21 protein-coding genes are annotated in these 22,369 nt (G+C 69.7%); 10 read left to right on the top strand and 11 right to left on the bottom strand.

What is annotated here, in order from left to right; genetic code table 11:
* Positions 1-112 precede the first annotated feature (112 nt).
* Both ABD335_RS00110 and fahA read right to left on the bottom strand, forming a co-directional pair.
* Positions 113-604 (bottom strand): hypothetical protein, encoded by a 492-nt coding sequence (locus tag ABD335_RS00110; RefSeq protein WP_344319895.1) that lies wholly within the window; start codon positions 602-604, stop codon positions 113-115.
* Between the two features lie 105 nt (positions 605-709).
* Complete coding sequence (gene fahA / locus ABD335_RS00105; protein WP_344319894.1) at positions 710-1,936, bottom strand: fumarylacetoacetase; 1,227 nt, start codon at positions 1,934-1,936, stop codon at positions 710-712.
* Positions 1,937-2,246: 310 nt separating this feature from the next.
* Between fahA and ABD335_RS00100 the strand changes: the two genes are divergently transcribed.
* The 8 genes from ABD335_RS00100 (at position 2,247) to ABD335_RS00070 (ending at position 10,503) form a co-directional block, all read left to right on the top strand.
* Entirely contained in the window at positions 2,247-3,257 is a 1,011-nt protein-coding gene (locus ABD335_RS00100) for a polyprenyl synthetase family protein (protein WP_344319893.1), read from the top strand.
* Positions 3,258-3,533: 276 nt separating this feature from the next.
* Positions 3,534-4,700 (top strand): LolA family protein, encoded by a 1,167-nt coding sequence (locus ABD335_RS00095; RefSeq protein WP_344319892.1) that lies wholly within the window; start codon positions 3,534-3,536, stop codon positions 4,698-4,700.
* A 100-nt stretch (positions 4,701-4,800) separates the two neighbouring features.
* Positions 4,801-5,760: an ABC transporter ATP-binding protein gene (locus ABD335_RS00090; protein WP_344319891.1), complete on the top strand. Its 960-nt coding sequence runs from the start codon at positions 4,801-4,803 to the stop codon at positions 5,758-5,760.
* Positions 5,747-6,667: an ABC transporter permease gene (locus tag ABD335_RS00085; protein ID WP_344319890.1), complete on the top strand. Its 921-nt coding sequence runs from the start codon at positions 5,747-5,749 to the stop codon at positions 6,665-6,667. Before ABD335_RS00090 ends, ABD335_RS00085 begins: the two co-directional genes overlap by 14 nt.
* Positions 6,668-6,781: 114 nt before the next feature.
* Entirely contained in the window at positions 6,782-8,464 is a 1,683-nt protein-coding gene (locus ABD335_RS00080) for a recombinase family protein (protein ID WP_344319889.1), read from the top strand.
* Positions 8,465-8,985: 521 nt separating this feature from the next.
* Positions 8,986-9,732, top strand: coding sequence for an HNH endonuclease (locus ABD335_RS30705; RefSeq protein WP_425583504.1), 747 nt, complete (start codon positions 8,986-8,988; stop codon positions 9,730-9,732).
* A gap of 325 nt (positions 9,733-10,057) precedes the next feature.
* Positions 10,058-10,234, top strand: coding sequence for a hypothetical protein (locus ABD335_RS00075; RefSeq protein WP_344319888.1), 177 nt, complete (start codon positions 10,058-10,060; stop codon positions 10,232-10,234).
* Between the two features lie 11 nt (positions 10,235-10,245).
* Positions 10,246-10,503, top strand: coding sequence for a hypothetical protein (locus ABD335_RS00070; RefSeq protein ID WP_344319887.1), 258 nt, complete (start codon positions 10,246-10,248; stop codon positions 10,501-10,503).
* Between the two features lie 323 nt (positions 10,504-10,826).
* Here ABD335_RS00070 and ABD335_RS00065 read toward each other — a convergent pair whose 3' ends face one another.
* The 4 genes from ABD335_RS00065 to ABD335_RS00045 form a co-directional block, all read right to left on the bottom strand.
* Positions 10,827-11,519, bottom strand: coding sequence for a Shedu anti-phage system protein SduA domain-containing protein (locus ABD335_RS00065; RefSeq protein WP_344319886.1), 693 nt, complete (start codon positions 11,517-11,519; stop codon positions 10,827-10,829).
* 263 nt (positions 11,520-11,782) lie between these two features.
* Complete coding sequence (locus ABD335_RS00060; protein ID WP_344319885.1) at positions 11,783-12,073, bottom strand: hypothetical protein; 291 nt, start codon at positions 12,071-12,073, stop codon at positions 11,783-11,785.
* A gap of 128 nt (positions 12,074-12,201) precedes the next feature.
* Positions 12,202-12,432, bottom strand: coding sequence for a winged helix-turn-helix domain-containing protein (locus ABD335_RS00055; RefSeq protein ID WP_344319884.1), 231 nt, complete (start codon positions 12,430-12,432; stop codon positions 12,202-12,204).
* A 1,028-nt stretch (positions 12,433-13,460) separates the two neighbouring features.
* Positions 13,461-13,931: a VOC family protein gene (locus tag ABD335_RS00045; protein ID WP_344319958.1), complete on the bottom strand. Its 471-nt coding sequence runs from the start codon at positions 13,929-13,931 to the stop codon at positions 13,461-13,463.
* A gap of 85 nt (positions 13,932-14,016) precedes the next feature.
* Here ABD335_RS00045 and ABD335_RS00040 point away from each other — a divergent pair, with 85 nt between their 5' ends.
* On the top strand, positions 14,017-14,631 hold the full coding sequence (locus ABD335_RS00040) for a CGNR zinc finger domain-containing protein (protein WP_344319882.1): 615 nt from the start codon (positions 14,017-14,019) through the stop codon (positions 14,629-14,631).
* Positions 14,632-14,782: 151 nt separating this feature from the next.
* Here the strand turns inward: ABD335_RS00040 and ABD335_RS00035 are convergent, their stop codons facing one another.
* Both ABD335_RS00035 and rarD read right to left on the bottom strand, forming a co-directional pair.
* On the bottom strand, positions 14,783-16,132 hold the full coding sequence (locus tag ABD335_RS00035; protein WP_344319881.1) for a M28 family peptidase: 1,350 nt from the start codon (positions 16,130-16,132) through the stop codon (positions 14,783-14,785).
* A 188-nt stretch (positions 16,133-16,320) separates the two neighbouring features.
* A complete protein-coding gene (rarD, locus tag ABD335_RS00030; RefSeq protein ID WP_344319880.1) occupies positions 16,321-17,334 on the bottom strand; it encodes an EamA family transporter RarD in 1,014 nt (337 codons plus the stop codon).
* 224 nt (positions 17,335-17,558) lie between these two features.
* Here rarD and ABD335_RS00025 point away from each other — a divergent pair, with 224 nt between their 5' ends.
* Complete coding sequence (locus tag ABD335_RS00025; protein ID WP_344319879.1) at positions 17,559-17,975, top strand: ATP-binding protein; 417 nt, start codon at positions 17,559-17,561, stop codon at positions 17,973-17,975.
* Between the two features lie 126 nt (positions 17,976-18,101).
* Here ABD335_RS00025 and ABD335_RS00020 read toward each other — a convergent pair whose 3' ends face one another.
* The 3 genes from ABD335_RS00020 to ABD335_RS00010 form a co-directional block, all read right to left on the bottom strand.
* Entirely contained in the window at positions 18,102-19,193 is a 1,092-nt protein-coding gene (locus ABD335_RS00020) for a 2-oxoacid:ferredoxin oxidoreductase subunit beta (RefSeq protein WP_344319878.1), read from the bottom strand.
* On the bottom strand, positions 19,186-21,096 hold the full coding sequence (locus ABD335_RS00015; protein ID WP_344319877.1) for a 2-oxoacid:acceptor oxidoreductase subunit alpha: 1,911 nt from the start codon (positions 21,094-21,096) through the stop codon (positions 19,186-19,188). The genes ABD335_RS00020 and ABD335_RS00015 overlap by 8 nt, the downstream gene beginning before the upstream one ends.
* A 435-nt stretch (positions 21,097-21,531) precedes the next feature.
* Positions 21,532-22,191, bottom strand: a complete 660-nt coding sequence (locus ABD335_RS00010; protein WP_344319957.1) for a response regulator transcription factor — start codon at positions 22,189-22,191, stop codon at positions 21,532-21,534.
* Between the last annotated feature and the right edge of the window lie 178 nt (positions 22,192-22,369).

The following is a 22,369-nucleotide window of genomic DNA, read 5'->3' as shown; positions in this document are numbered from 1 at the left end:
CACCGGCCCGCCGCACGGGCCCGTGCGGGACACACGACGGCCGCCCGGCATCCGTGCCGGGCGGCCGTCGTGTGCGGGGCGCCGTCGTTCCGGGCGCGGGGCCCGGCCCGGGTCACTCCTCCGTGAGGCCGCCCAGGTCGCCGAGGTCGGTCGGCAGATCCTCGACGTCGGTGGGGAGCTCGGTGGGGACCTCGACCTTGGTGAAGGTGTCGGTGGCGCCCGACTCCCAGGCGACCGTGAGGCTCTTGCCGTCGACGCTCTTCACCGTGCCCTTGGTGCGGTCGGTGCTTTTGTCGGTGCACTCGAGCGAGAACGTGATCGGGTCGGCGCCGGTGTCCACCGGGCCCGAGCAGGCCGTCTCGCCGAGCAGGGCCGCCTGGTCGCCGCTGATGCTCAGCACCAGCGCGTCGCCGCCGTTCTTGGTGCTCCAGGTGCCCTCCACGCCGCCGTCCGACGACCCGTCGCCGGCGTCCTGGGTCGGCTCGGTGGTCTCCCGGGCGCTCCGCTCCGGCTCGGACTCCTCGGATCCGCCGCCTCCGCAGCCGCCGACCAACAACATCGCGGCCAGGGCGGCCGCTCCCGCGTACCGTGCTGACGTCCGCACGTGGTCCCCCTCCATGTGTGTTCCATGCGTGTTACAAGGGCACGCCAAGCTAGCAGGTGAAGCCGGGCCCGCCGAGAGGGCTCGACGGGCCCGGTGGCGGATGTGCTAGACGGCCGGGTGGATCCGTCCGGCCACCTCGCCCAGACCGATGCGGGAGCCGTTCGGGCCCGGAGCCCAGGCGGTGATGACGACCTCGTCGCCGTCCTCCAGGAACGTCCGCTTCCCGTCGGGCAGTTCGATCGGATCGCGGCCGGACCAGGTCAGCTCCAGCAGGCAGCCGCGCTGGCGGGGCTCCGGGCCGCTGACCGTGCCGGAGGCGAAGAGGTCCCCGGTGCGCAGCGAGGCGCCGTTGACGGTCAGATGGGCGAGCTGCTGGGCGGCCGTCCAGTACATCGCGGAGAACGGCGGCTCGGCGACGGTGTGCCCGTTGAGGGCGACCGAGAGCCTCAGGTCCAGCCCGCAGGGCTCGCCGGCGGCGGAGTCCTCCAGGTAGTCCAGCAGGGGGTGGGTGCGCTCGGGCGGGGCCGTGCGGGCGGCGTCGAGGGCGTCGAGCGGGGTGATCCAGGCGGAGACGGAGGTCGCGAAGGACTTCCCCAGGAACGGCCCCAGCGGTACGTACTCCCACGCCTGGATGTCGCGTGCCGACCAGTCGTTGAGCAGGCAGACGCCGAAGACGTGCTCCCGGAGGGCGGACTGCGGAACGCGGTCGCCCAGCCGCGAGGGGGTGCCGACGACGAAGCCGACCTCGGCCTCGATGTCCAGACGGCGGGACGGGCCGAAGGTGGGGGCCGCCTCGTCGGGGGCCTTGCGCTGACCCCGCGGACGGATGACGGGGGTGCCGGAGACCACCACCGTGCCGGCGCGGCCGTGGTAGCCGATCGGCAGGTGCTTCCAGTTGGGGGTGAGCGGCTCACCCTGGGGGCGGAAGATCCGCCCGACGTTGGAGGCGTGGTGCTCGCTGGCGTAGAAGTCCACGTAGTCGGCCACCTCGAAGGGGAGGTGGAGGGTGACGTCGTCGAGCGGGATCAGGTACTGCCCGATGACGTCGGCGTGCTCGGGGGAGGTCAGCCAGGAGCGCAGTTCGGCGCGCACGGCCTGCCAGACCGGACGGCCCGCCGCCATCAGGGGATTGAGGCGCGGCTGCCGGAGCAGTTCGGTGTGGGCCGAGCCGAAGGTCTCCGCCGCCGATCCCGCGTCCAGCACGGACCGGCCGTAGCGGACGCCGATCCGGGGCAGGTCGGGGTCGTCCTCGGTGGTGAAGACGCCGTAGGGAAGGTTCTCCGGGCCGAAGAGGTCGTCGTCGGGCAGGCCGGGCGGAGTCGCGTCGGACATGAGTGGATGCCTCGCCTTCGAGGTCGTCGCCGGTCAGGGCCGCGAACAGGCTACGTGGTGGTGATCTCCCGCAGAAGCGGCGCGCGGCGGCCGGACAGGGGCGCCGACACGGGGGTGGACCCGGAGGCGGAGACAGGGAGGGAGACGGGGAGGGAGACAGAGGTACGCGGCGGCGGTGATCGTCACGGGACCGGCTACGCTGCCAGGGATGATGATGGTGATAGCGGCCCAGCGATGCGGCGACGCACCGTGACGGCCGCCACAAGCCGCGTGATCGTTCGCTGATCCTACGCAGACAGGAGTACCCCTCGTGACCGTCGTCGGGCCCTTCGGGCTGAGCGTGCGGGACCAGGCACTGGAAACCCAGGTCCAGGCGGGGTTGGCGGCTGTCGAGGAGGGCCTCGTCGAGGCCACCAAGAGCGGCGTGCCCTTCATAACGGAAGCCGCGCGGCATCTGGTGCGTGCCGGAGGGAAGCGTTTCCGTCCCCTGCTGGTGATGCTGGCGTCGCAGTTCGGTGACCCGCACGCTCCGGGGGTGGTGCCCGCGGCGGTGGTCGTGGAGCTGACGCATCTGGCGACCCTCTACCACGACGACGTGATGGACGAGGCGAACGTGCGGCGCGGAGTGCCGAGCGCGAACGCCCGCTGGGACAACTCGGTGGCCGTCCTCACCGGCGACTTCCTCTTCGCGCGGGCCTCGCGCATCGTGGCCGATCTGGGGCCGGAGGCGGTCCGCATCCAGGCCGAGGCGTTCGAGCGGCTGGTGACCGGACAGATCCTGGAGACGGCGGGGCCGCAGGAGGGCGACGACCCGATCGCCCACTACCTCGACGTGATCGCGGGCAAGACCGGCTCGCTGGTCGCGGTGGCCGTACGCCTGGGGGCGATGATGGCGGGCGCGGACGAGCGCGTCGTGGACGTCCTCACCCAGTACGGGGAGCGGATCGGCACCGCCTTCCAACTCGCGGACGACGTCCTCGACATCGCCAGCGACTCCCACGAGTCCGGCAAGACGCCCGGCACGGACCTGCGCGAGGGCATCGCGACACTGCCGGTGCTCCACCTGCGGGCCCGCGCGGCGCGTGACGGCGCGCCGGAGGACCTGGCCCTGTGCGAGCTGCTGGACGGCGATCTGACCGACGACGCCCGGCACGCGGAGGCCCTGGCGAGGTTCCGCGCGCACCCCGCGCTGGAGGAGGCCCGCCGCGACACGATCCGCTATGCGGACGAGGCCCGTGCCACCCTCGCGCCGCTGCGGGACTGCCCGGCGAAGGAGGCCCTCTCCTCCCTGTGCGACGCGGTGGTCCACCGGGCGGGCTGATCCCGCCCCGGTTCGCGTTCTCCCTGGTCCGACCCTGTCCACCCCCTTTCGGCAGGTCTCTTCTCCCCGGGGAGTCCGTCGGTGGGGAGGAGGCGGCGCGCCGCCCTCATCCTGCGGTAGTACGTCGACTTGCCTCTGTCGGCTGACGCCCTGTCCGGAGCAATTTGGTGGGATGGAACCCGTCAACATCCACCGGATTGGGTGAGAATGGCGGCGAGGGGTGGACGAGTGCGACACACGGACGAACCGCCGCGGATCACGGAGGTACGCGCACACATGGCACAGACCCGACCGATCAAGAAGGCGCTGCGCTACGCCGTGCCGGCCACGGTGGCCGGAGCGGCGGCGGTGACCGTCGGCCTCGTACCGGCGCTGGCGACTCCCGGCGACACCGACCTGCCGAAGATCAGCGCGGAGGAACTGATAACGAGAATCGCCGCCTCGGACACCCAGCGGCTGTCCGGCACGGTGAAGATCACCACCGATCTGGGGCTCCCCGCGCTGGACGGCCTGGGCTCGGGCGGCCACGGCGGTGGTGAGGGGAACGGTGGCGAGGACGGCGGCTCGGAAGCCGATCCGCGGAACAAGCTGACGGAGCTGGCCTCCGGCAGCCACACCCTGCGCGTCGCCGCCGACGGGCCGGACAGGCAGCGCGTCTCGCTCGTCGAGGAGGCCGCGGAGTACAGCCTCGTCCGCAACGGCGAGGACGTGTGGGCCTACGACAGCGCGAGCAACACCGTCCACCACACCGTCCTGCCGGAGGGCGCCGGGCAGGAGAAGGCGCCCGAGGGGCTTGAGCGGATCACCCCGCAGAAGGCGGCCGAGCAGGCGCTCAAGGCCGTCGACGACACGACCTCGGTCACCGTCGACGGGACGGCGAAGGTCGCCGGGCAGGACGCGTACCAGCTGCTGATCCGGCCGAAGCAGCCGGACAGCACGGTCGAGTCGGTGCGGATCGCGGTGGACGCGGACACCGGCGTGCCGCTGAGGTTCACGCTCGCTCCCCAGGACGGCGGCAAGGCCGCGATCGACGTGGGCTTCACCGAGGTGGACTTCTCCAAGCCGGCCGCGGAGACCTTCGCGTTCAAGCCGCCGAAGGGCGCGGAGGTCACCGAGGAGAGGCTCGACGACGTGCGGGGCGACTCCGCGGCACCGGAGCGCGAGAAGGACCCGCGGAGCGCGCCGTCCGGCCTGGAGGTCATCGGCGAGGGCTGGAACTCGGTCGCCGAGTTCGAGCTGCCCGCGGACGTCGCCGACGGCGTGAAGGGACCCGAGGCGCAGAAGCTGCTCGGCAACCTCACCGACGAGGTGAAGGGGGACTTCGGCACCGGCCGGTTCTTCGGCACCCGTCTCGTCAACGCCCTGATCACCGACGACGGCACCGTGTACGTGGGGGCCGTCACCCGGGACGGCCTGGTCAAGGCCGCGAACGCGGCCGAATGACCGGAGCGCCGCCCGGCCCCTCCGACCGCCGTACGGTCGGCTCGGAGGGGCCGGCGCGGCCCCGCCACACCGGGACGTCCACCCGACTTCGGGGAGCACCATGCAGCCATCGCCCGTCCAGGACGCGGTCGTCGAGACCCGTGGTCTCGGCAAGCGGTACCGCGGCGGACAGCTCGCCGTGGACGGACTCGACCTGACCGTGCCGCGCGGCAGCGTCTTCGGCTTCCTCGGCCCCAACGGCTCGGGGAAGACGACGACGATCCGGATGCTGCTCGGGCTGATCGAGCCGAGCCACGGCAGTGTGCGGCTGCTGGGAGAGCCGATGCCGGACACGGCCCGGCGGGTGCTGCCGAGAGTGGGCGCGCTGATCGAGGGCCCGGCGCTGTACGGCTTCCTCTCCGGACGCGACAACCTGATGCGCTTCGACGCGGCCGACCCGACCGCCGACCCCCGCACCCGCGCGGTCCGGGTGGATCGGGCGCTGGAGCGGGTGGGGCTCACGGCCGCCGCGCGGAAGAAGGCCAAAGCGTACTCGCTGGGCATGAAGCAGCGGCTCGGTCTGGCGGCGGCGCTGCTGCAACCGCGGGACCTGCTGGTCCTGGACGAGCCGACCAACGGGCTCGACCCCCAGGGCATGCGCGAGATCCGCGCTCTGGTGCGCGAACTCGCCGGCGACGGCACCACGGTCTTCCTCTCCTCCCACCTGCTGGACGAGATCGAGCAGGTCTGTACACACGCGGCGGTGATGGCCCGTGGACGGCTGCTCACCCAGGGGCCGGTGGACGAGTTGGCGGCGGAGGCCCGCGGACGGCTCGTGGTCACCACCCCGGACACCGCGGACGCCGTCCGTGTCCTGAAGGAGTCGGGCGTGACCGACCTGACCGTCACCGACGACCGCGTCACCGGTGAGCTGCCGACCGTCGATCCGCCCGACCCGGCCGACCTCAACGCCGCTCTGGTGCGTTCCGGGGTCCGGGTACGGGCCTTCGGAACCGAGCGCGCCTCACTGGAGGACGCGTTCGTGGCGCTGACCGGGGAGGGATTCGATGTCGCGGGCTGAACTTCCCCGGACCGAACCGGCGCGGACCGGAGCGGCGGAGGGCCGGGACGCTCCTTCGCGCCGTCCCGGACCGCTGTGGTCGCTGGGGCTGTTCCGCAGCGAACTGATCGTCACCTTCCGACGCTGGCGGACCCTGGCGCTGCTCACCGTCCTGGCGGGAATCCCGGTGTTGGTCGGAATCGCCGTCAGGATCGAAACCGGTGAGGGCGGCTCGACCGACGGGGGCGGCGGTGAGGGGCCGGCGTTCATCGGTCAGATCACCAACAACGGCCTGTTTCTGGTCTTCACCGCGCTGGCCGCCACCCTCCCCTTCTTCCTCCCCATGACGGTCGGAGTCGTCGCGGGCGACTCGGTCGCGGGGGAGGCGGGTGCGGGCACCCTGCGCTATCTGCTGGTCGCCCCGGCCGGGCGTACGCGGCTGCTGCTCGCCAAATTCACCGCCATCCTGGCCTTCTGCCTGGCGGCGACCCTGACGGTGGCGGTCTCCGCCCTGATCGTCGGTGTCCTCCTCTTCCCGGTCGGGGAGGTGACCCTGCTCTCCGGAACCACGGTCTCCTTCACCGAAGGACTGCTGCGGGCCCTGGCCATAGCGGTCGTGGTCGCCGCGTCGCTGGTCGGTCTGGCGGCGCTGGGTCTGTTCGTCTCCACCCTCACCAACAGCGGCATCGCCGCCATGGCCACCACCGTCGGCCTGCTGATCGCCGTGCAGATCCTCGGTGCGATTCCGCAGTTGGAGGCGGTCCACCCCTATCTCTTCCCGCACCACTGGATGTCCTTCGCCGACCTCCTCCGCGATCCCGTCTACTGGGAGGACCTGCTCGACAACCTGGGTCTCCAGGGGCTGTACGCGGCCGTGTTCGGCTCGGCCGCCTGGGCCCGCCTCACCAACCGCGACATCACGGTCTGAGCGCGGGCCGGTCGGGGAGCGCGGCGTGGGCGGGCGGACCGCTCAGACCACGCAGAACTCGTTGCCCTCCGGATCTCCTGACACGCATGTCTAGCAGTTCTGGAGACATGCCAGATGGCAGCAAAAGCGCAGGTTAGCGCAGGGAACTTCACCAACGCGCTCGGGGTAGGTATGGAGACCCAACCCCGTGCCCTGTCCGCTGTACGCCTCAGCGTCGAGACCGACGAAACCACCTCGCCCGGCCGCCAGCGCGCCGCCAACGAGGGGGCCGCCGCATCCGTCGGTGCCCGCATCATCGGGGAAGCCGTAGACCTCGGAGTCAGCGCGTCTAAGACCACGCCCTTTGAGCGGCCGGAACTCGGCCCGTGGCTTGCCCAGCCGGACAGCTTCGACGTTCTGTGTTTCTGGCGATTCGATCGCGCCGTTCGCAGCATGGCCGACATGAACGCGCTTGTTCAGTGGGCGCGCGAACACCGGAAAGTGATCGTGTTCGCTGAGGGACCGGGCGGCCGTCTTACGCTGGATTTCCGTAGTGGCGTAGACCTGATCACTCAACTGATTCTCCAAATCTTCGCGTTCGCCGCCGAATTCGAGGCGCAGTCCATCCGTGAACGCGTCCTCGGTGCACAGGCAGCCATGCGCGGAATGGATCTCCGGTGGCGTGGTTCCCGCCCGCCGTACGGATACGTTCCCGTTCCGCTGGAATCCGGCGGGTGGACGCTGGCACCGGCCACCGACGAAATCCCCGGGTGCGGCCCGGCCCCGGTCGCTGTCATTGAACGGATCATCCGTGACCTGATGGGGGACCCGGCGCAGGGTGTGAACGGCACAACCGTGAGCGCCATTGCCGAGGAACTGAACAACGAGGGAATTCCCTCTCCCCGTGACTGGTGGGCGCTGGCCAAGGGGCGGACGACCGGAGGAAAGACGGGCGGGGCCAAGGGACAGCGCGTGACCCGTGAGCGTTTCAAGTGGACGCCGAGTGTCATTACCAAGCTGCTGCGTTCTCCGGCGCTGCTCGGCTGGAAGACGCACGACGGAAAGCCTGTACGGGACAGCGAGGGACGGCCGGTTATGGCGACGGCTGACCCGATCCTGACCCGCGCCGAGTACGACCGGGTAGGTGCGCTGCTGGACGCCCGGAGCATTAACAACCGTGAGAGGAAGGACACGAACGCGCTGCTGCTCGGGGTGGTCCACTGCGTGAGCTGCGGGGGCCGTATGTACCTCAATGCACAGACCGGAAAGACGCCCACCTACAAGTGCAACAGCCATGCGCGCGGGGACAAGTGCGAGGCACCGGCGAATGTTCGGGGAGATTGGGCCGACGACTACGCGGAGCGGGAATTCCTCGCTGCGGTCGGTGGGCTGCACGTGACTCGCGTTATCGAGATTCCGGGATATGACCCGGCTCCCGAGATTGCGGCGACGCTGGCCGAGTTTGAGGAACACCAGCGGCAGGAAGGGCGGCAGAAATCGCGGGCAGCGCGTGAGGCATGGCAGTGCCGGGCGGACGCCCTTGATGCACGGCTGGCCGAGCTGGAGGAAACCCCGGCAACTCCCGCCCGTCGAGAGGTGATCGGCACCGGCCGGACGTACGCCGACGAGTGGCGGGACGCTGACACAGCGGGACGCCGCCGAATGCTGCTGGACGCTGGCGCGCATCTCACGGTGAAGCGGGGACGGCCGGGCGGTTGGCGACGGCTGGACGAATCGCGGGTGGTCTTCACGCTACGGGACGCCGATCACGCCGAAGCGGCTGAATGGGCGGAGCACACCGCCTCTGACGCCATGTAAGCCCGGCACCCCTGGGCCCGATCTGGCACCCCGCCGGGTCGGGCCCTTTGCCATGCCCGCCGATATGCCACACAAGGCCCCTGAACCGCTCTGAGGCAGTTCGAGACCCTGGGCGGGCCCCTCGCATCCGGCGAGCGCGGGAACGGCCCGGAGAACGGCGCACAGCGCCCCGGGCCCCTGGTGTGTCGAATGTAGTTTCTCCACCCTGTTTCACTCTGAAATAAGAGAATCCATAGTCCAAGTCGAAACCGGGTTCGAAATCGTCACTCTGCACACTGGCGAGTCACCCGAAAGCTGTGACCAAAGCGTTACTAAGCGTGATCGAACTTCCGGGGAAATCTTCCCCTCGCCCTTAGTCGGCACGCTCTCTGAACCGTAGCCCCGGTGTCCGCCGGGGACCTTTCTCATGCCCATTGGCCGGTAACGGTTTCGTCGGGGGATGTTGCAGTGTCGATTCCGAACACGGACCGACCCGCGCACCTTTGCTTACTTTAAACCGGCCCCCTTTTGGAAGATCGCTGATGCCTGACACTGCCAAGCGTGCCGTTTGCACTGAATGCCGAGGACCGAAGCCCCGACCTGATCGGAACACCTGCGGGGCCCCGCTCTGTAGGGAGTCCGCACGGTTGCAGATCCAAGCAAGGAAGGCCCGGGAAGCCGCCCGCGCGTACCGTTCGGCCCCCGCGTGCGAACGCTGTGAAATGCCGACCGGACGACCGGCTAACGTGCGCTATTGCCACGCATGCGACGCCGACATAGAGAGCCTGCGAGCCGAGGATGAGCGGCGTGCCCGTCGGCGTGAAAGGGAAGAGGCCGCTAAGAACCCGTGCCAAGGCCCGGACTGCAACAACCCCGTAGGGCTTTCCAAGGAAAAGGGCCGGACTCGCCACTACTGCTCGAAGAAGTGCGCCAAGGCAGCCGAGTACATCCGTGCCCGTGATCGCCGCGCGCCCGTTCCCGTGCCGTGCCCGCGTTGCTCCGCGCCGCACGTTTCCAAGTACGCCGATGGGGTTTGCCGTTCGTGCCAGAGGGCGCAGCGCACCATTGCCCGCCGTGTGACTCTAAAGCGGGCTGTCCGTGAGCAGTACGGGGATTCGCATTGCTTCCACTGTGCGACTCCGCTTGGCGGGGAAGAGATCCTGGATCACCTTGTGCCTGTCTCGCGTGGCGGGCTTTCCACCGTGGATAACATGCGCTTTGTCTGTGAGCGCTGCAACGCCTCGAAGAAGGACCAACTAATAGGCGAGTGGACACCGGCCATCGCGTAACGTTACGCGGTGCCATGCTTAACAGAAACGCTCTCTGTAAGGTAGGAGCGTTTCAGGCGCGCTCTAGTATTCGGTCCCCGTCACATCCGAATATGTCCTCTCTGAAGGGCCCCCGGTCTAGCCTCTGCCGGGGGCCCTTTCTCTCTTTCTTTCTGGACGGCTTCACCTTGACTTCCGTTTGCATCGCTCGCCCGCGCTGTGTCATCTGCGGTGCGCGCTTCTTTCACATCTTCTCTCGCGGTACTCCTGCCGGTTCGTGCTCGCCCGTGTGCAAGCGCGCTATGGCACGTGAGCGCCTGCGCCGACACCGCGCGGGTGCCGCCTAATGCCCGGCCGTATCGTCCTGAGCATTGACCAGGAAACCGCCCGACTACTGGCCGCCGATGATCCGGTCGTATGGCGCATCGTGTCGGCATTCATCCGCCGCCGCGCCAATGACATATCAGTCGGTCGCCCGACGCCGCCGACCGTTCTTTCCGATCTCCGCGATATTGCCGAATAGGAGACTGCCCCATGTCCGCCGATCTTCTCCGCGAAGACTTCAACGCCGCTCTTGCGCAGTTCGCCGCTGGTCTGCGGGGCCGACTCCCGGGCGACTTCCTGAGTGATCCGATCGTGCTCATTGATTCGCACCGTACTTACGCCCTGGACCTGATCGCCGAGGGCACGATTTCACCGGCCGACGCGCGCTCTTCCGTGTGGTCGCTGATTTCCCGAATGGTGCTCATGCAGGGTGCTGCCGACGCGCGGGGAGTTTCGGAGGATGCCTAAGCCGTTCTGCGCCCATTGCCGCGCCGAAGATATCGCCCCTGACTGCCCTCTCCTCCGCCTCCGTCCGAATGCGTGCCGTCTCGTGACAACCACTCCGCGAGAAACATTGGTTAGGCGGCTAAAGAGGGGCAGGGGGTAGCAGAAAGTGACCGAAAGGGGGTGGGGGGGACCCTAATGTCGACCTTTCCGGACCGCAAGCGTATAGCTGCTCGCTGTCTGTACGGGTTTTCAAGTCGTTGCGCCAAACATTGCGATACATACGGGATCGCTCCGCAACCGATCGAGAGCCGGTCACCGATGTACGGTTGCGCCAGGTAGCGCTATTAGTTGATGTAACTGCACTCCTCGCAGCAGTCACTCGCACTCTGTCCGTAGATGTTCCAAGCGGGGTTTCTGGACCTCTCGATTAGCGTGTCCCAGGTATTCACCGAGAACCTATTCCCGGCGTCCATCAGAGCCTTGACTCGCTCACGATCAGCATTCGTGACAATCGCACGCCGGCCGATTACGATCTGGGCGTTGACCGTGTGACTCGAAAGATGGCTGAGGCCACCGCCATACGGTTTAGGTTCATTGATGTAATGTTGGAGCTTGTTGATCCAGTATCGCCATTCGCCAACCTGCTGAATAGCCTCCACCATTTTTTCTGCCGGCCTGCGGTTGCTCGGATTGAACCATCTGGCAGTTGGACTCTCCAGCTCTACCATGGTGTAGTTAAGGGGCAGACTCTCTGTCCGTGCAGCCAGGAAATCCATCCTCACCTCATTCCCTAGGCGCACTTCTTGCTTAATCCACCAGCAGAAGCCGGGCCCCAGAAACCGGGCAAGAATTACTGGATGCTTCCAGAGAAACACTTGCAGCGGCTTCTCTGTGTCAGAGTTTTCTACCAGCTCCCGAAATTGACCTACAAGTTCTGGGTCGATCGGATCCAGGGCGCATACCCTCTTGAACCCGAGAGGGGTGAGAATGTTATTCGCATAGTTGACTCGTCGGTCAAGCTCCTGATCGTATTCCATTTAAGCCCTCACAGTCGGGTCTAATGGGGAAAATCCTCGGCAGATTCCTGTGCACGTGCTGATGGCCAGGAAGACGTGAACGACCCGAGCTATGGCGGGCGATGGCTGGCCGCTTGGACGGCGGGACGAGCTAAGTGGGGCGATCGCCGTAGAGGAACAGACCAGAGGTAAACGTTTCTCTCTGGCCCCACAGCGAAGACCCTACAGATGCCCGGTGGTCGGGCGCTGTAGGTCTTTTGTCTGCTACTTGTCCAGCCGATCGGTCACCATTCTCCCCGCCCGGCGAACCACCCGGTGAGATACGCGGTTGCCATATCCAGCGAAGGGAGAGGCCAACCCGGATTCTCATTGGGTCCCGGCTGGACCCAGTAGGCTGCTTCCTGGCCCCGCTCGGCCGGGATTTCGATAATCCACATCCGGTAAAACCGCTCCGGGTCGTTATCCGGGTCGTCCCGGAAGAACCACCCGCAAAGGGCTCCGTTTTCCTTCCGCTGCTCGGACCATTCGAACCGGAAGCCCTGCGCGTATTCAATGTCGCCCAACGTGCGTGTCATGCTGCCCCACCCTCCGTTGATCTTCGTAGCACCCTCAACCTAGGCCCCATGGCCGCCCAATTGCCGGGCGCGCTGTGGGGCCTTTTTCATTCAGTTACGGAGAGTCACAGCTTTGGTCAAAGCTGTGATCAGCCCTTCTGTGCAACGAAGGTTCCCCACCCCGGTGACGCGGTGACCAGTCCGCGCCGCTTGAGGTCCTGCACCGCTCGCGCTGCCGTCGATGACGCGACCCCAAATTCCTCTGCCAGTGGGACGGCCCCCGGCGGTCGAGTGCCCGGCGGGTACGTGCCATCAGCGATCCGCTGTTCGAGGATCGCGGCGATTTGCGGCCACGCGGGCAGGGTCGGGTCAAGCTCCATGGCGATCAAGCTAGGTCGGCTGACAGACCGCTGCATCTCGACTATCTTCGGATGCCCGCCATGGTTCGCATGGCGTGGTTCAAAGAGTGCAACAAAAACGCCCCCGGGATGGCCGGTAGGAGGGCCGCCCCGAGGGCTAAGCCGACTGAATAGGAGTCGACCTATGGCAAGGCTACTGGCCGCCCTTCTCGCATGGTTTCTGCCCGCCCGTGGGAAGCGGCGCGCGGCCCCCACACCCGCACCCGTTCACCGCTTCACGCCGTGCGTTCCCGCGTATCGCGTGGCCGCCGCTAACCCGCCCCATCTGCCCGGCGAGGAGATCGCCCTAGTCCGCCCGTACCTGATCGCGTGGGAGCGGGCCAGCACAGCGGAGCGTGAAGCCATCTTGCGACGGAATCGCCGCATGGACGCTGCGGAGGTGGCGGCATGACTGAGCCGATCCGGTACCCGCAAGAGCCGGTAGAACTGCCCTACCAGGAACCCCCGCTAGAGCCCGCACCGGTCGAAGGCTGCGCCGGTTGCCGGGAGTTGGCGAACGTCCGTGATCGTGCCCGCGCGGGCAATGATCAGACGACCGTGACGGACTGCAACGTGCTCATGGCGCGGCACCCTGAGGGGCACGGATGACGACGGCCCCGCAGAGGCCGCGTACGGCCCGCAGACGGCCCGCGAGGTCGGTTCCGGCCCCCAAGCCCTACCACCCGAAGCCACGCGCCGGACGGACCGGAGGAGAGGAACCCTGGTCACTCTGGAAGTGGGGTGATCTCTGCGGCTGCTGTGCTGGTCACCGCGCCATCTGGTGTGACGGCTGCTGCGGCTTCACCGGCTGTGCGCTGTGCGGGTGGACCTACAAGCGCCCCTGTCCCGTGTGCGTAGGCGGTGACGCCGAGCCGATCCGCTGGTAAGCACCGGCGCGCTGAGCTACGCCGATGGCTGAGCGGGCCGGTACGGGCCCCGTCTGTGCACTTCCCCCGGTGCGCGGGCGGGGCCTTTTCCCTGCGCTGACCTGGGGTGTTCCGCTAGAGTTGCTAGTCCGGCGTGTTGGGGTCGGACATGACCGTCCACTCCCCGGAGGGCTCCCTCACCCGCCGTATGACCGACGCGCCCAGGCCCTGGAGCCGGGCGACGGTCTCCTCGCGGCGCCCGGCACCCGCGTGGACGTCGATGTGCAGGCGGTTCTTGACCGTCTTGGGCTCCGGAACGCGCTGGAAGAGCAGGCGCCGCCCCAGGCCCGTGCCGCTGTCGGGGTCGACCGGGTCCCGCGGGTGCCGCACGGCCGCGGCGTCGCGCCAGGCGCGACGGCCGTGGTGCTCCACCAAGATGTCCTCGCCCACGGCGCCGAAGCCGAGCAGGCGCTCGATCAGGACGCTGTTGTCCTCCACCTCGTAGCCCAGGGCGGCGGCCCAGAAGTCGGCCTGCCGGTGCGGATCGGCGCAGTCGATCACGAGCTTCCAGCCGAGCGTCTCGCGTGCGCCGTCCGCCGCGCCCGGGGTGTCCATCGCCTCCACCACGGCACTTCCTCCGTCCGTCGTCTTCTTCCCGTGTGCCCTGCCCCTCTCGGGCGTAACCAGTTATATTGGTTACATGACGGAGTCCGCAACGGGTCTGGTCCTGCACTCACCCGAAGGGGTGCCCTACCGCTTCGACCCGGGGGCGCTGTGCCTGGAGCTGCTTCCCACGGGCGGGCCGGGGAGGTACGCGCGTCACGAGGTGTTCCACGAGCCGGCGAACCTGGTGGTCTGGGCCTCCCGGTCCCGGCTGCGCGTCTCGTCCCTGGTGGGGGTGACGGAGGTGGAGCTGGCCGCCGCCAAGGAGCTGCGCGCCGCGCTGTGGCGGATGGCCGTGGACCAGGCGTACGGCCGCACACCGCGCTCGGAGGACGTGGCGGTGGTCAACGACACCGCCGCCGGCCCTCCGCTGGCCGCGCGGCTGCTGCGGCCGGACGGCGGTACGGGCTGGAGGCGGGACTGGGGGCCGGAGGCGACGGGGGCGCAACTGCTCTCGACGGTCGCGCGCGACGCCGTCGACCTGTTCGGCGGCCCGTACGCCCACCGGATACGGGAGTGCGCCTCCGACGACTGCCACCTGGTCTTCGTGGACACCTCGCGCCCCGGTCGCCGTCGCTGGTGCTCGATGGAGCGCTGCGGCAACCGTCACAAGGTCCGGGCGCTGCGCGCCCGCCGTGACGAGGGGGACTGACCGACTCTCCCGAGGGCTCGCCTTCGGGGCGCGGCGGCCCCGGTGCCGCTCGACGGGGGCGAGGCGGGGCTCGCAAGGGTCGGAGGCCGGTCCGGCCCGACCACCCCGGCAGGGCCGAGCAGGGCGGCCGGGGCGGTCGAGCCGGTTCCGGTCAGAAGGTGAGCCTCCAACTGTCGATGTAGCCGCTGTCGTACCGGTAGGCGTCCCGGACGCGGAGCTTCCAGGTGCCGTTGGCCGCCTCGGTGGAGGCGTCGACGGTGTAGGTGGTGATCACGTCGTCACCCGAGTCGTTGTCCGAGTTCTTCAGCCGGTAGGCGCTGCCGTCCGGAGCCACCAGATCGACGACGAGGTCGCCGCGGTAGGTGTGCTTGATGTCGACGCCGACCCGGAGCGCGCTCGGGGCGTTCCCGGAACGGCCGGTGACGGAGAGGGGCGACTCCACGGCCGAGCCCCCGTCGGGTATGGAGACGTCGGTGGCGTTCTCGAAGGTGTCGCCCGACGGCGGCGGGGTGGTGGTACCGGAGCCGAGCGTCCACACTCCGTGGGCCAGGGCGTCGCTGTTCCGGTCCAGGGCCGTGTCGTTGATGTTGGAGGTGGTGTCGCAGGAGGAGTGGTAGCAGGGGTCGAACGCCCGCCCGGCGGTGCCGCCCCACTTCTGGGCCTGTGCGGTGGTCTTGGTCCGGCCGGCGCCGGTGAACAGCCCGCCGACGGGGATGCCGACGTTCTTGAAGGAGGCGTGGTCGGAGCGTCCGTCGCCCTCGGTCTCGATCTCGGTCGGAACGCCCTTCGCGGCGAACCAGTCCTTGAAGACCTTCTCGATGGCCGGGTCGTCGTCGTAGACGAAGTAGCCGGGGTTCGGCGAGCCGATCATGTCGAAGTTGAGGTAGGCGTCGATCTTCGACCGATCGGTGGCGGAGAGGTTGTTGACGTAGTACCGCGATCCGACCAGCCCCAGCTCCTCGGCCCCCCACCAGGCGAACCGCAGGTGTTTGCCGGGGCGGTAGCCCTCGCGGGCCACGGCCAGGGCGGTCTCCAGGACGGCGGCGGAGCCGGAGCCGTTGTCGTTGATGCCGGCGCCGCTGCCGACCGAGTCCAGGTGGGCCCCGGCCATGATCACCTGGTTGGTGTCGCCGCCGGGCCAGTCGGCGATCAGGTTGTAGCCGGTGGCTCCGCTGGAGGTGAACTGCTGTATGGAGGTGGTGAAGCCGGCGGCGTCCAGCTTGCCCTTGACGTAGTCGAGCGAGGCCCGGTAGCCGGGGCGGCCGTGGGCGCGGTTGCCGCCGTTGGCGGCGGCGATCGACTGGAACTGCGAGAGGTGGGCCTTGACGTTGGCGACCGGGATGTCCGGCGCCGCGGCGGTCGGCGCGGCGGGTCCGGCGGTGGCCGGGGCGGCGGCCGAGGTGAGCAGTCCGGCCGCGAGCGCACCGGCCAGTCCGGCGCCCAGGGCGGCGCGGCGCAGGGAGGTTCTTCGGGAGGGCCGCCGTCCAGCGCGTGTGGGCATCAGTGCCTCCTGTGGGGGGATTGACGTGTGCATGATGCTGATGTGGCGCTGGAGAGACGTCAAGGGCGGAATCCGGACATATGCGTCCGACTATCGGACGATGCCGCGCTGACGTGGCACGGGTCGGCACGCCGCGGCGTGCCGACCCGTGGTGGCGACCTGTTCGGGGTTGGTGTGTTCGGGTGGCCTCAGCCCTGTGCGGTCTCCGAGGGGGCCCCGGCGGCCGTCGGCCGGTCCGCCGCCTTCCGGCCCTCCGTGTCCATGGCGGAGGCGCCGGCCGCGGCGGCCGCAGCCGCGGCCTTGCGCAGCCGCGCCCGCGAGCGCCGTGCCGTGCGCAGGGCGTCCCAGGTCAGCACGGACAGAGCCGTCCAGACGAGCAGGAAGCCCGCCCAGCGCTCGGGCGGCATCGCCTCGTCGAAGGCCAGCAGCCCCAGCAGGAACATCGAGACGGGCGCCAGGTACTGCAGCAGCCCGATCGTGGAGAGCGGCAGCCGTACCGCCGCCCCGCCGAAGAAGATCAGCGGCAGCGCGGTGGCCAGCCCGGCCAGGGAGAGCAGCAGCGCGTGTCCGGTGCCCTCGGTGGTGAAGGTGGCCTCGTCCCGCGCGCCCAGGACGAGAAGGATGCCCAGTGCGGGCAGGAACTGCACGGCCGTCTCGGCGCCGAAGCTCTCCACCCCGTCCAGCCGGACACGCTTCTTGATCAACGCGTACAGGGCGAAGGACATGGCCAGGACGAGGGAGAGCCACGGCACCCGGCCGTAGGCGACGGCCAGCACCGCCACCGCCAGCGCCCCGATGCCGACGGCCGCCCACTGGGCGGGCCGCAGCCGCTCGCGCAGCAGCAGGACGCCGAGGGCGATGGATATCAGCGGGTTGATGAAGTACCCCAGCGACGCCTCGATGACCTTGTCGGTCGCGACCGCCCAGATGAACAGCCACCAGTTGACCGAGATCAGCGTGGCCGCGACGACGATCAGACCGAGCTTGCGGGGCTCGCGCGACAGCGGCCGCACCCACGACCAGCGGCGCAGCAGGGCCAGGATGACCAGGGCGGTGGGCAGCGACCACACCATCCGGTGGGCCAGGACCTCCACGGCGCCGGCCGGTTCCAGGACGTGCCAGTAGAGCGGGAGCAGCCCCCACATCCCGTAGGCGGTGAAGCCGAGCAGCAGACCCGTGCGGTGCTCGCCGTGCGACTCCAAAGCTCCTCCTCCGGGACGGTGACCGATCCGACGACGGTAACGCCGCATCCCCCGTCTGTCATTTCCGTCCCACCATACGGTGCTGACGTTTGGTGGCTCGTTCCCGTCCCTCGCCCGCGCCTCCGGTGAACGGCGCGCCGTCCCGAGCCGTATGCGTCCCAGAGCGCACCCGTACGCCCGCGCGCGGACGGACGCTGTGGTCTTCCTCATCACGGAGCGCGCCCATGGGTGATACCAGCCGGAGGAGTTCACCACCCCTGCCTCGGGAGAGGGTGTTCCAGCGCAGCGGCCGCTCCGTCCATGCCGCTCGGGAGTTCGTGCGGGGGGTGCTGGAGGGGTGGGGGATCACGGAGCGGGAGGAGGAGGTGCGGCTGTGCGTGTCGGAGCTGGCCACGAACGCCGTGCGCCACGGCGCGCCCCCCGGACGGGGTTTCCGGGTGCGGCTGGAGGTGCCCGAGCGGGGCGTCCTGCGGGTCGAGGTCCACGACAGCGGCGCCGGACGGCCGTGGGTCCGCAGGCCGGCTCCGGACGAGGAGGGCGGGCGCGGACTGCTGCTGGTGGACGCGCTCGCCGACGTGTGGGGGGTTCGGGAGCGGGGGCCGGGGAAGGCCGTGTGGTGCGAGTTCGGCCTGAAACGCTGACCCGCCCCCGCCTCCCCCGACGGCCCCGACGACCGGCGCGGCGCACGCGGCCCGCACGGCACGCGGAAGGGGCCGGCTCCGCCCGCGCGGAACCGGCCCCTCCCCAGAAGACGGCGGGCCGACGGATCAGCCGACGACCGTCCAGGTGTCGGTGCCGGCCAGGAGGGCGCCCAGGTCGCCCTTGCCGCGCTGCTCCACGGCCTTCTCCAACTGCTCGGACATCAGCGTGTCGTAGACCGGACGGTTCACGTCGCGGAAGACGCCGATCGGCGTGTGGTGGAGCGTGTCGGGGTCGGCCAGCCGGGAGAGGGCGAAGGCCGTCGTCGGCGAGGCGGCGTGGGCGTCGTGCACGAGGATCCCGTCGGTGCCCTCGGCCGTCACGTCCACGACCCGCAGGTCGCCGGTGGCCGGGTCCCGGACCACGCCCTTGGAGCCCAGACCGTCCTCGGCCGGGGCGCCGAAGCGGATCGGCTGCCCGTGCTCCAGCCGGATCACGGCCTCCAGCGCCTGCTCCTTGTCCTTGAGGGCGTCGAAGGCGCCGTCGTTGAAGATGTTGCAGTTCTGGTAGATCTCCACCAGGGCGGTGCCCGGGTGGGCGGCGGCGGCGCGCAGCACGCCGGTGAGGTGCTTGCGGTCGGAGTCCACCGTGCGGGCCACGAAGCTCGCCTCCGCGCCGATCGCCAGCGAGACCGGGTTGAAGGGCGCGTCCAGCGAGCCCATCGGCGTCGACTTGGTGATCTTGCCGAGCTCGGAGGTGGGGGAGTACTGACCCTTGGTGAGCCCGTAGATCCGGTTGTTGAACAGCAGGATCTTCAGGTTCACGTTCCGGCGCAGCGCGTGGATGAGGTGGTTGCCGCCGATGGACAGCGCGTCGCCGTCACCGGTGACCACCCACACCGACAGGTCGGGCCGGGAGGTGGCCAGACCGGTCGCGATGGCGGGCGCGCGGCCGTGGATGGAGTGCATCCCGTAGGTGTTCATGTAGTACGGGAAGCGGGAGGAGCAGCCGATGCCGGAGACGAAGACGATGTTCTCCTTCGCCAGCCCCATCTCGGGCATGAAGCCCTGGACGGCGGCCAGGATGGCGTAGTCGCCGCAGCCGGGGCACCAGCGGACCTCCTGGTCGGACTTGAAGTCCTTCGCGGTCTGCTTGGTCTCGGCCTTGGGGACCAGGGAGAGCGCCGGGTAGGTGGGCGCCTCCGTCGCGGTCTCAGCCATCGATGGCCTCCTTCAGAACGGTGGCGAGTTGCTCGGCCTTGAACGGCAGGCCACGGACCTGCGTGTACGACTGGGCGTCGACCAGGTACTTCGCGCGCAGCAGGGTGGCGAGCTGCCCGAGGTTCATCTCGGGGACGACCACCTTGTCGTAGCGCTTCAGCACCTCGCCGAGGTTGCCGGGGAAGGGGTTCAGGTGGCGCAGGTGGGCCTGGGCGACCTTCTCGCCGGCGGCGCGCAGCCTGCGCACCGCGGCGGTGATGGGGCCGTACGTCGAGCCCCAGCCCAGCACCAGGAGCCGCGCGTCGCCCGAGGGGTCGTCGACGCGGACGTCCGGCACCTCGATGCCGTCGACCTTCGCCTGGCGGGTGCGGACCATGAAGTCGTGGTTGGCCGGGTCGTAGGAGATGTTGCCCGTGCCGTCCTGCTTCTCGATGCCGCCGATGCGGTGCTCCAGCCCCGGCGTGCCCGGCACCGCCCAGGGGCGGGCCAGGGTGTGCGGGTCGCGCTTGTACGGCCAGAAGACCTCGGTGCCGTCCTCGGTGGTGTGGTTGGGGCCGGTGGCGAACTGCACCCGCAGGTCGGGCAGCTCGTCCGGGTCCGGGATCCGCCACGGCTCGGAGCCGTTGGCCAGGTAGCCGTCGGAGAGCAGGAACACCGGGGTGCGGTAGGTCAGCGCGATCCGGGCGGCGTCCAGCGCCGCGTCGAAGCAGTCGCCGGGGGTGGCCGGGGCGACGACGGGCACCGGGGCCTCGCCGTTGCGGCCGTACATCGCCTGGAGCAGGTCGGCCTGCTCGGTCTTGGTGGGCAGGCCGGTGGAGGGGCCGCCGCGCTGGATGTCCACGATCAGCAGCGGCAGCTCCAGGGAGACGGCCAGACCGATGGTCTCCGACTTCAGCGCGACGCCGGGGCCGGAGGTGGTGGTCACCGCCAGGGAACCGCCGAAGGCCGCGCCCAGCGCGGCGCCGATGCCCGCGATCTCGTCCTCGGCCTGGAAGGTGCGCACGCCGAAGTTCTTGTGCTTGCTCAGCTCGTGGAGGATGTCCGAGGCCGGGGTGATCGGGTACGAGCCCAGGTAGAGCGGCAGGTCCGCCTGGCGAGACGCGGCGATCAGTCCGTAGGACAACGCCAGGTTGCCGGAGATGTTCCGGTAGGTGCCCGGCGGGAAGGCGGACGAGGCCGGGGCGACCTCGTAGGAGACGGCGAAGTCCTCGGTGGTCTCGCCGAAGTTCCACCCCGCCCGGAAGGCCGTGACGTTCGCCTCGGCCACCTCGGGCTTCTTGGCGAACTTCTTCCGCAGAAACGTCTCGGTGTTCTCGGTCGGCCGGTGGTACATCCACGACAGCAGACCCAGCGCGAACATGTTCTTCGCCCGCTCGGCGTCCCTGCGGGCCAGGCCGGAGTCCTTCAGCGCCTCCAGCGTCAGCGTCGTCAGCGGCACCGGGTGGACGTGGTACGCCTCCAGCGAGCCGTCCTCCAGCGGGTTGGCGGTGTAGCCCACCTTGGCCATCGCGCGCTTGGAGAACTCGTCGGTGTTGACGATGATCTCCGCGCCCCGCGGCAGGTCCGGCAGGTTCGCCTTGAGCGCGGCCGGGTTCATCGCCACCAGCACGTCGGGGGCGTCGCCGGGAGTGAGGATGTCGTGGTCCGCGAAGTGGAGCTGGAACGACGAGACGCCGGGCAGCGTGCCGGCGGGCGCCCGGATCTCGGCCGGGAAGTTGGGCAGCGTGGACAGGTCGTTGCCGAACGACGCCGTCTCGGAGGTGAAGCGGTCGCCGGTCAGCTGCATGCCGTCGCCGGAGTCCCCGGCGAAACGGATGATCACCCGCTCCAGTCGCCGGACCTCCTTGGCCGGTGAGCCGGGCGAGCGCTGCTGATCGGCTGGGCTACTGACCTGGCTGGTCACGGAACAGGACCTCCCTTGAGGCGGCGACTCGCCAGCCATGGTACGTGGGTAAGGGTGACCTTCCTGGAGACGGTCACATGGTGGACGATCGGATGAGACGACAACTCCGCGGCGAGCCGTATTCCCGGATCCGCCTCCCAGTGGGGCAGCTCACCCCGCGATCCTCCGCGCCGTGAGGAGCACGGCGCCCGCGTCACCCGCGTCGCTCCACGTCGCACGTGTCGCCCGCGCGGGCCGCGTCGCCGTGGGAGGAGCGGACCCCTCGGAGGACGCGCTCCGGCGGGCCGCCGTCGCGCGTCGCCGGGGGCCGCGCGCACCAGGGCGTCGAAGTCCGCCGGCTCCGCCGGGCCGGCGCCGTCCGCCGGCCCGGCGGCTCGTCCGCCCCCTTCCCGGACGGCCGGCACGGCCGTGTCCACACCCCTCACGGCAGCCGCCTCAGGACCTCAGGTAGGTCAGCACGGCCAGCACCCGGCGGTGGTCCCCCTCGCTCGGCGCGAGCCCCAGCTTGAGGAAGATGTTGCCGACGTGCTTCTCCACCGCGCCGTCGCTGACCACCAACCGCCGGGCGATCGCGGAGTTCGTGCGGCCCTCGGCCATCAGGCCCAGCACCTCGCGCTCGCGCGGGGTGAGCGCCGCCAGCACGTCCTGCTTGCGGCTGCGCCCCAGGAGCTGCGCCACCACCTCGGGGTCGAGCGCGGTGCCGCCCCGGGCCACCCGGACCACCGCGTCGACGAAGTCGCGGACCTCGGCGACCCGGTCCTTCAACAGGTAGCCCACGCCCCGGCTCGACCCGGCCAGCAGCTCGGTGGCGTACTGCTCCTCGACGTACTGCGAGAGCACCAGCACCCCCAGGCCCGGGTGGTCGGCGCGCAGCCGGATGGCCGCCCGCAGCCCCTCGTCGGTGTGCGACGGGGGCATCCGCACGTCCGCCACCACCACGTCCGGCGGCTCCCCGGAGTCGACCATCTTGCCGACGACCTCGATCAGGGCCTCGCCGTCGCCGACGCCCGCGACGACCTCGTGGCCGCGGTCGTTCAGCAGGCGGGTCAGGCCCTCCCGGAGCAGCACCGAGTCCTCGGCGATGACCACTCGCACCGTGTCGTTCACGTCTCCCGCCCCCCTGGTGGTCCGCATGCGCCCCAGCATTCCAGGATTCGGGACCGCGTGGGGGCCGGGGCGGCGGACGCGCGGGAGGCGCCGGGGCGTGAGGGGTCAGACGCGCCAGGGGAGTTCGGCGGTGATGGTGGTGGGTCCGCCGGTGGGGGAGTCGACG

The organism is Streptomyces macrosporus, from assembly GCF_039533145.1.
GTDB classification, from domain to species: domain Bacteria; phylum Actinomycetota; class Actinomycetes; order Streptomycetales; family Streptomycetaceae; genus Streptomyces; species Streptomyces macrosporus.
This window is presented reverse-complemented; position numbering and strand designations above follow the sequence as displayed.

Coding starts and splice junctions, on each gene's coding strand:
- ABD335_RS00025 (WP_344319879.1), top strand. CDS start 17,559: ATGGGTGATACCAGCCGGAGGAGTTCACCACCCCTGCCTCGGGAGAGG.
- ABD335_RS30705 (WP_425583504.1), top strand. CDS start 8,986: ATGCCTGACACTGCCAAGCGTGCCGTTTGCACTGAATGCCGAGGACCG.
- ABD335_RS00085 (WP_344319890.1), top strand. CDS start 5,747: ATGTCGCGGGCTGAACTTCCCCGGACCGAACCGGCGCGGACCGGAGCG.
- ABD335_RS00060 (WP_344319885.1), bottom strand. CDS start 12,073: ATGACACGCACGTTGGGCGACATTGAATACGCGCAGGGCTTCCGGTTC.
- fahA (WP_344319894.1), bottom strand. CDS start 1,936: ATGTCCGACGCGACTCCGCCCGGCCTGCCCGACGACGACCTCTTCGGC.
- ABD335_RS00045 (WP_344319958.1), bottom strand. CDS start 13,931: ATGGACACCCCGGGCGCGGCGGACGGCGCACGCGAGACGCTCGGCTGG.
- ABD335_RS00080 (WP_344319889.1), top strand. CDS start 6,782: ATGGCAGCAAAAGCGCAGGTTAGCGCAGGGAACTTCACCAACGCGCTC.
- ABD335_RS00020 (WP_344319878.1), bottom strand. CDS start 19,193: ATGGCTGAGACCGCGACGGAGGCGCCCACCTACCCGGCGCTCTCCCTG.
- ABD335_RS00075 (WP_344319888.1), top strand. CDS start 10,058: ATGCCCGGCCGTATCGTCCTGAGCATTGACCAGGAAACCGCCCGACTA.
- ABD335_RS00035 (WP_344319881.1), bottom strand. CDS start 16,132: ATGCCCACACGCGCTGGACGGCGGCCCTCCCGAAGAACCTCCCTGCGC.
- ABD335_RS00065 (WP_344319886.1), bottom strand. CDS start 11,519: ATGGAATACGATCAGGAGCTTGACCGACGAGTCAACTATGCGAATAAC.
- ABD335_RS00040 (WP_344319882.1), top strand. CDS start 14,017: ATGACGGAGTCCGCAACGGGTCTGGTCCTGCACTCACCCGAAGGGGTG.
- ABD335_RS00090 (WP_344319891.1), top strand. CDS start 4,801: ATGCAGCCATCGCCCGTCCAGGACGCGGTCGTCGAGACCCGTGGTCTC.
- ABD335_RS00095 (WP_344319892.1), top strand. CDS start 3,534: ATGGCACAGACCCGACCGATCAAGAAGGCGCTGCGCTACGCCGTGCCG.
- ABD335_RS00070 (WP_344319887.1), top strand. CDS start 10,246: ATGTCCGCCGATCTTCTCCGCGAAGACTTCAACGCCGCTCTTGCGCAG.
- ABD335_RS00055 (WP_344319884.1), bottom strand. CDS start 12,432: ATGGAGCTTGACCCGACCCTGCCCGCGTGGCCGCAAATCGCCGCGATC.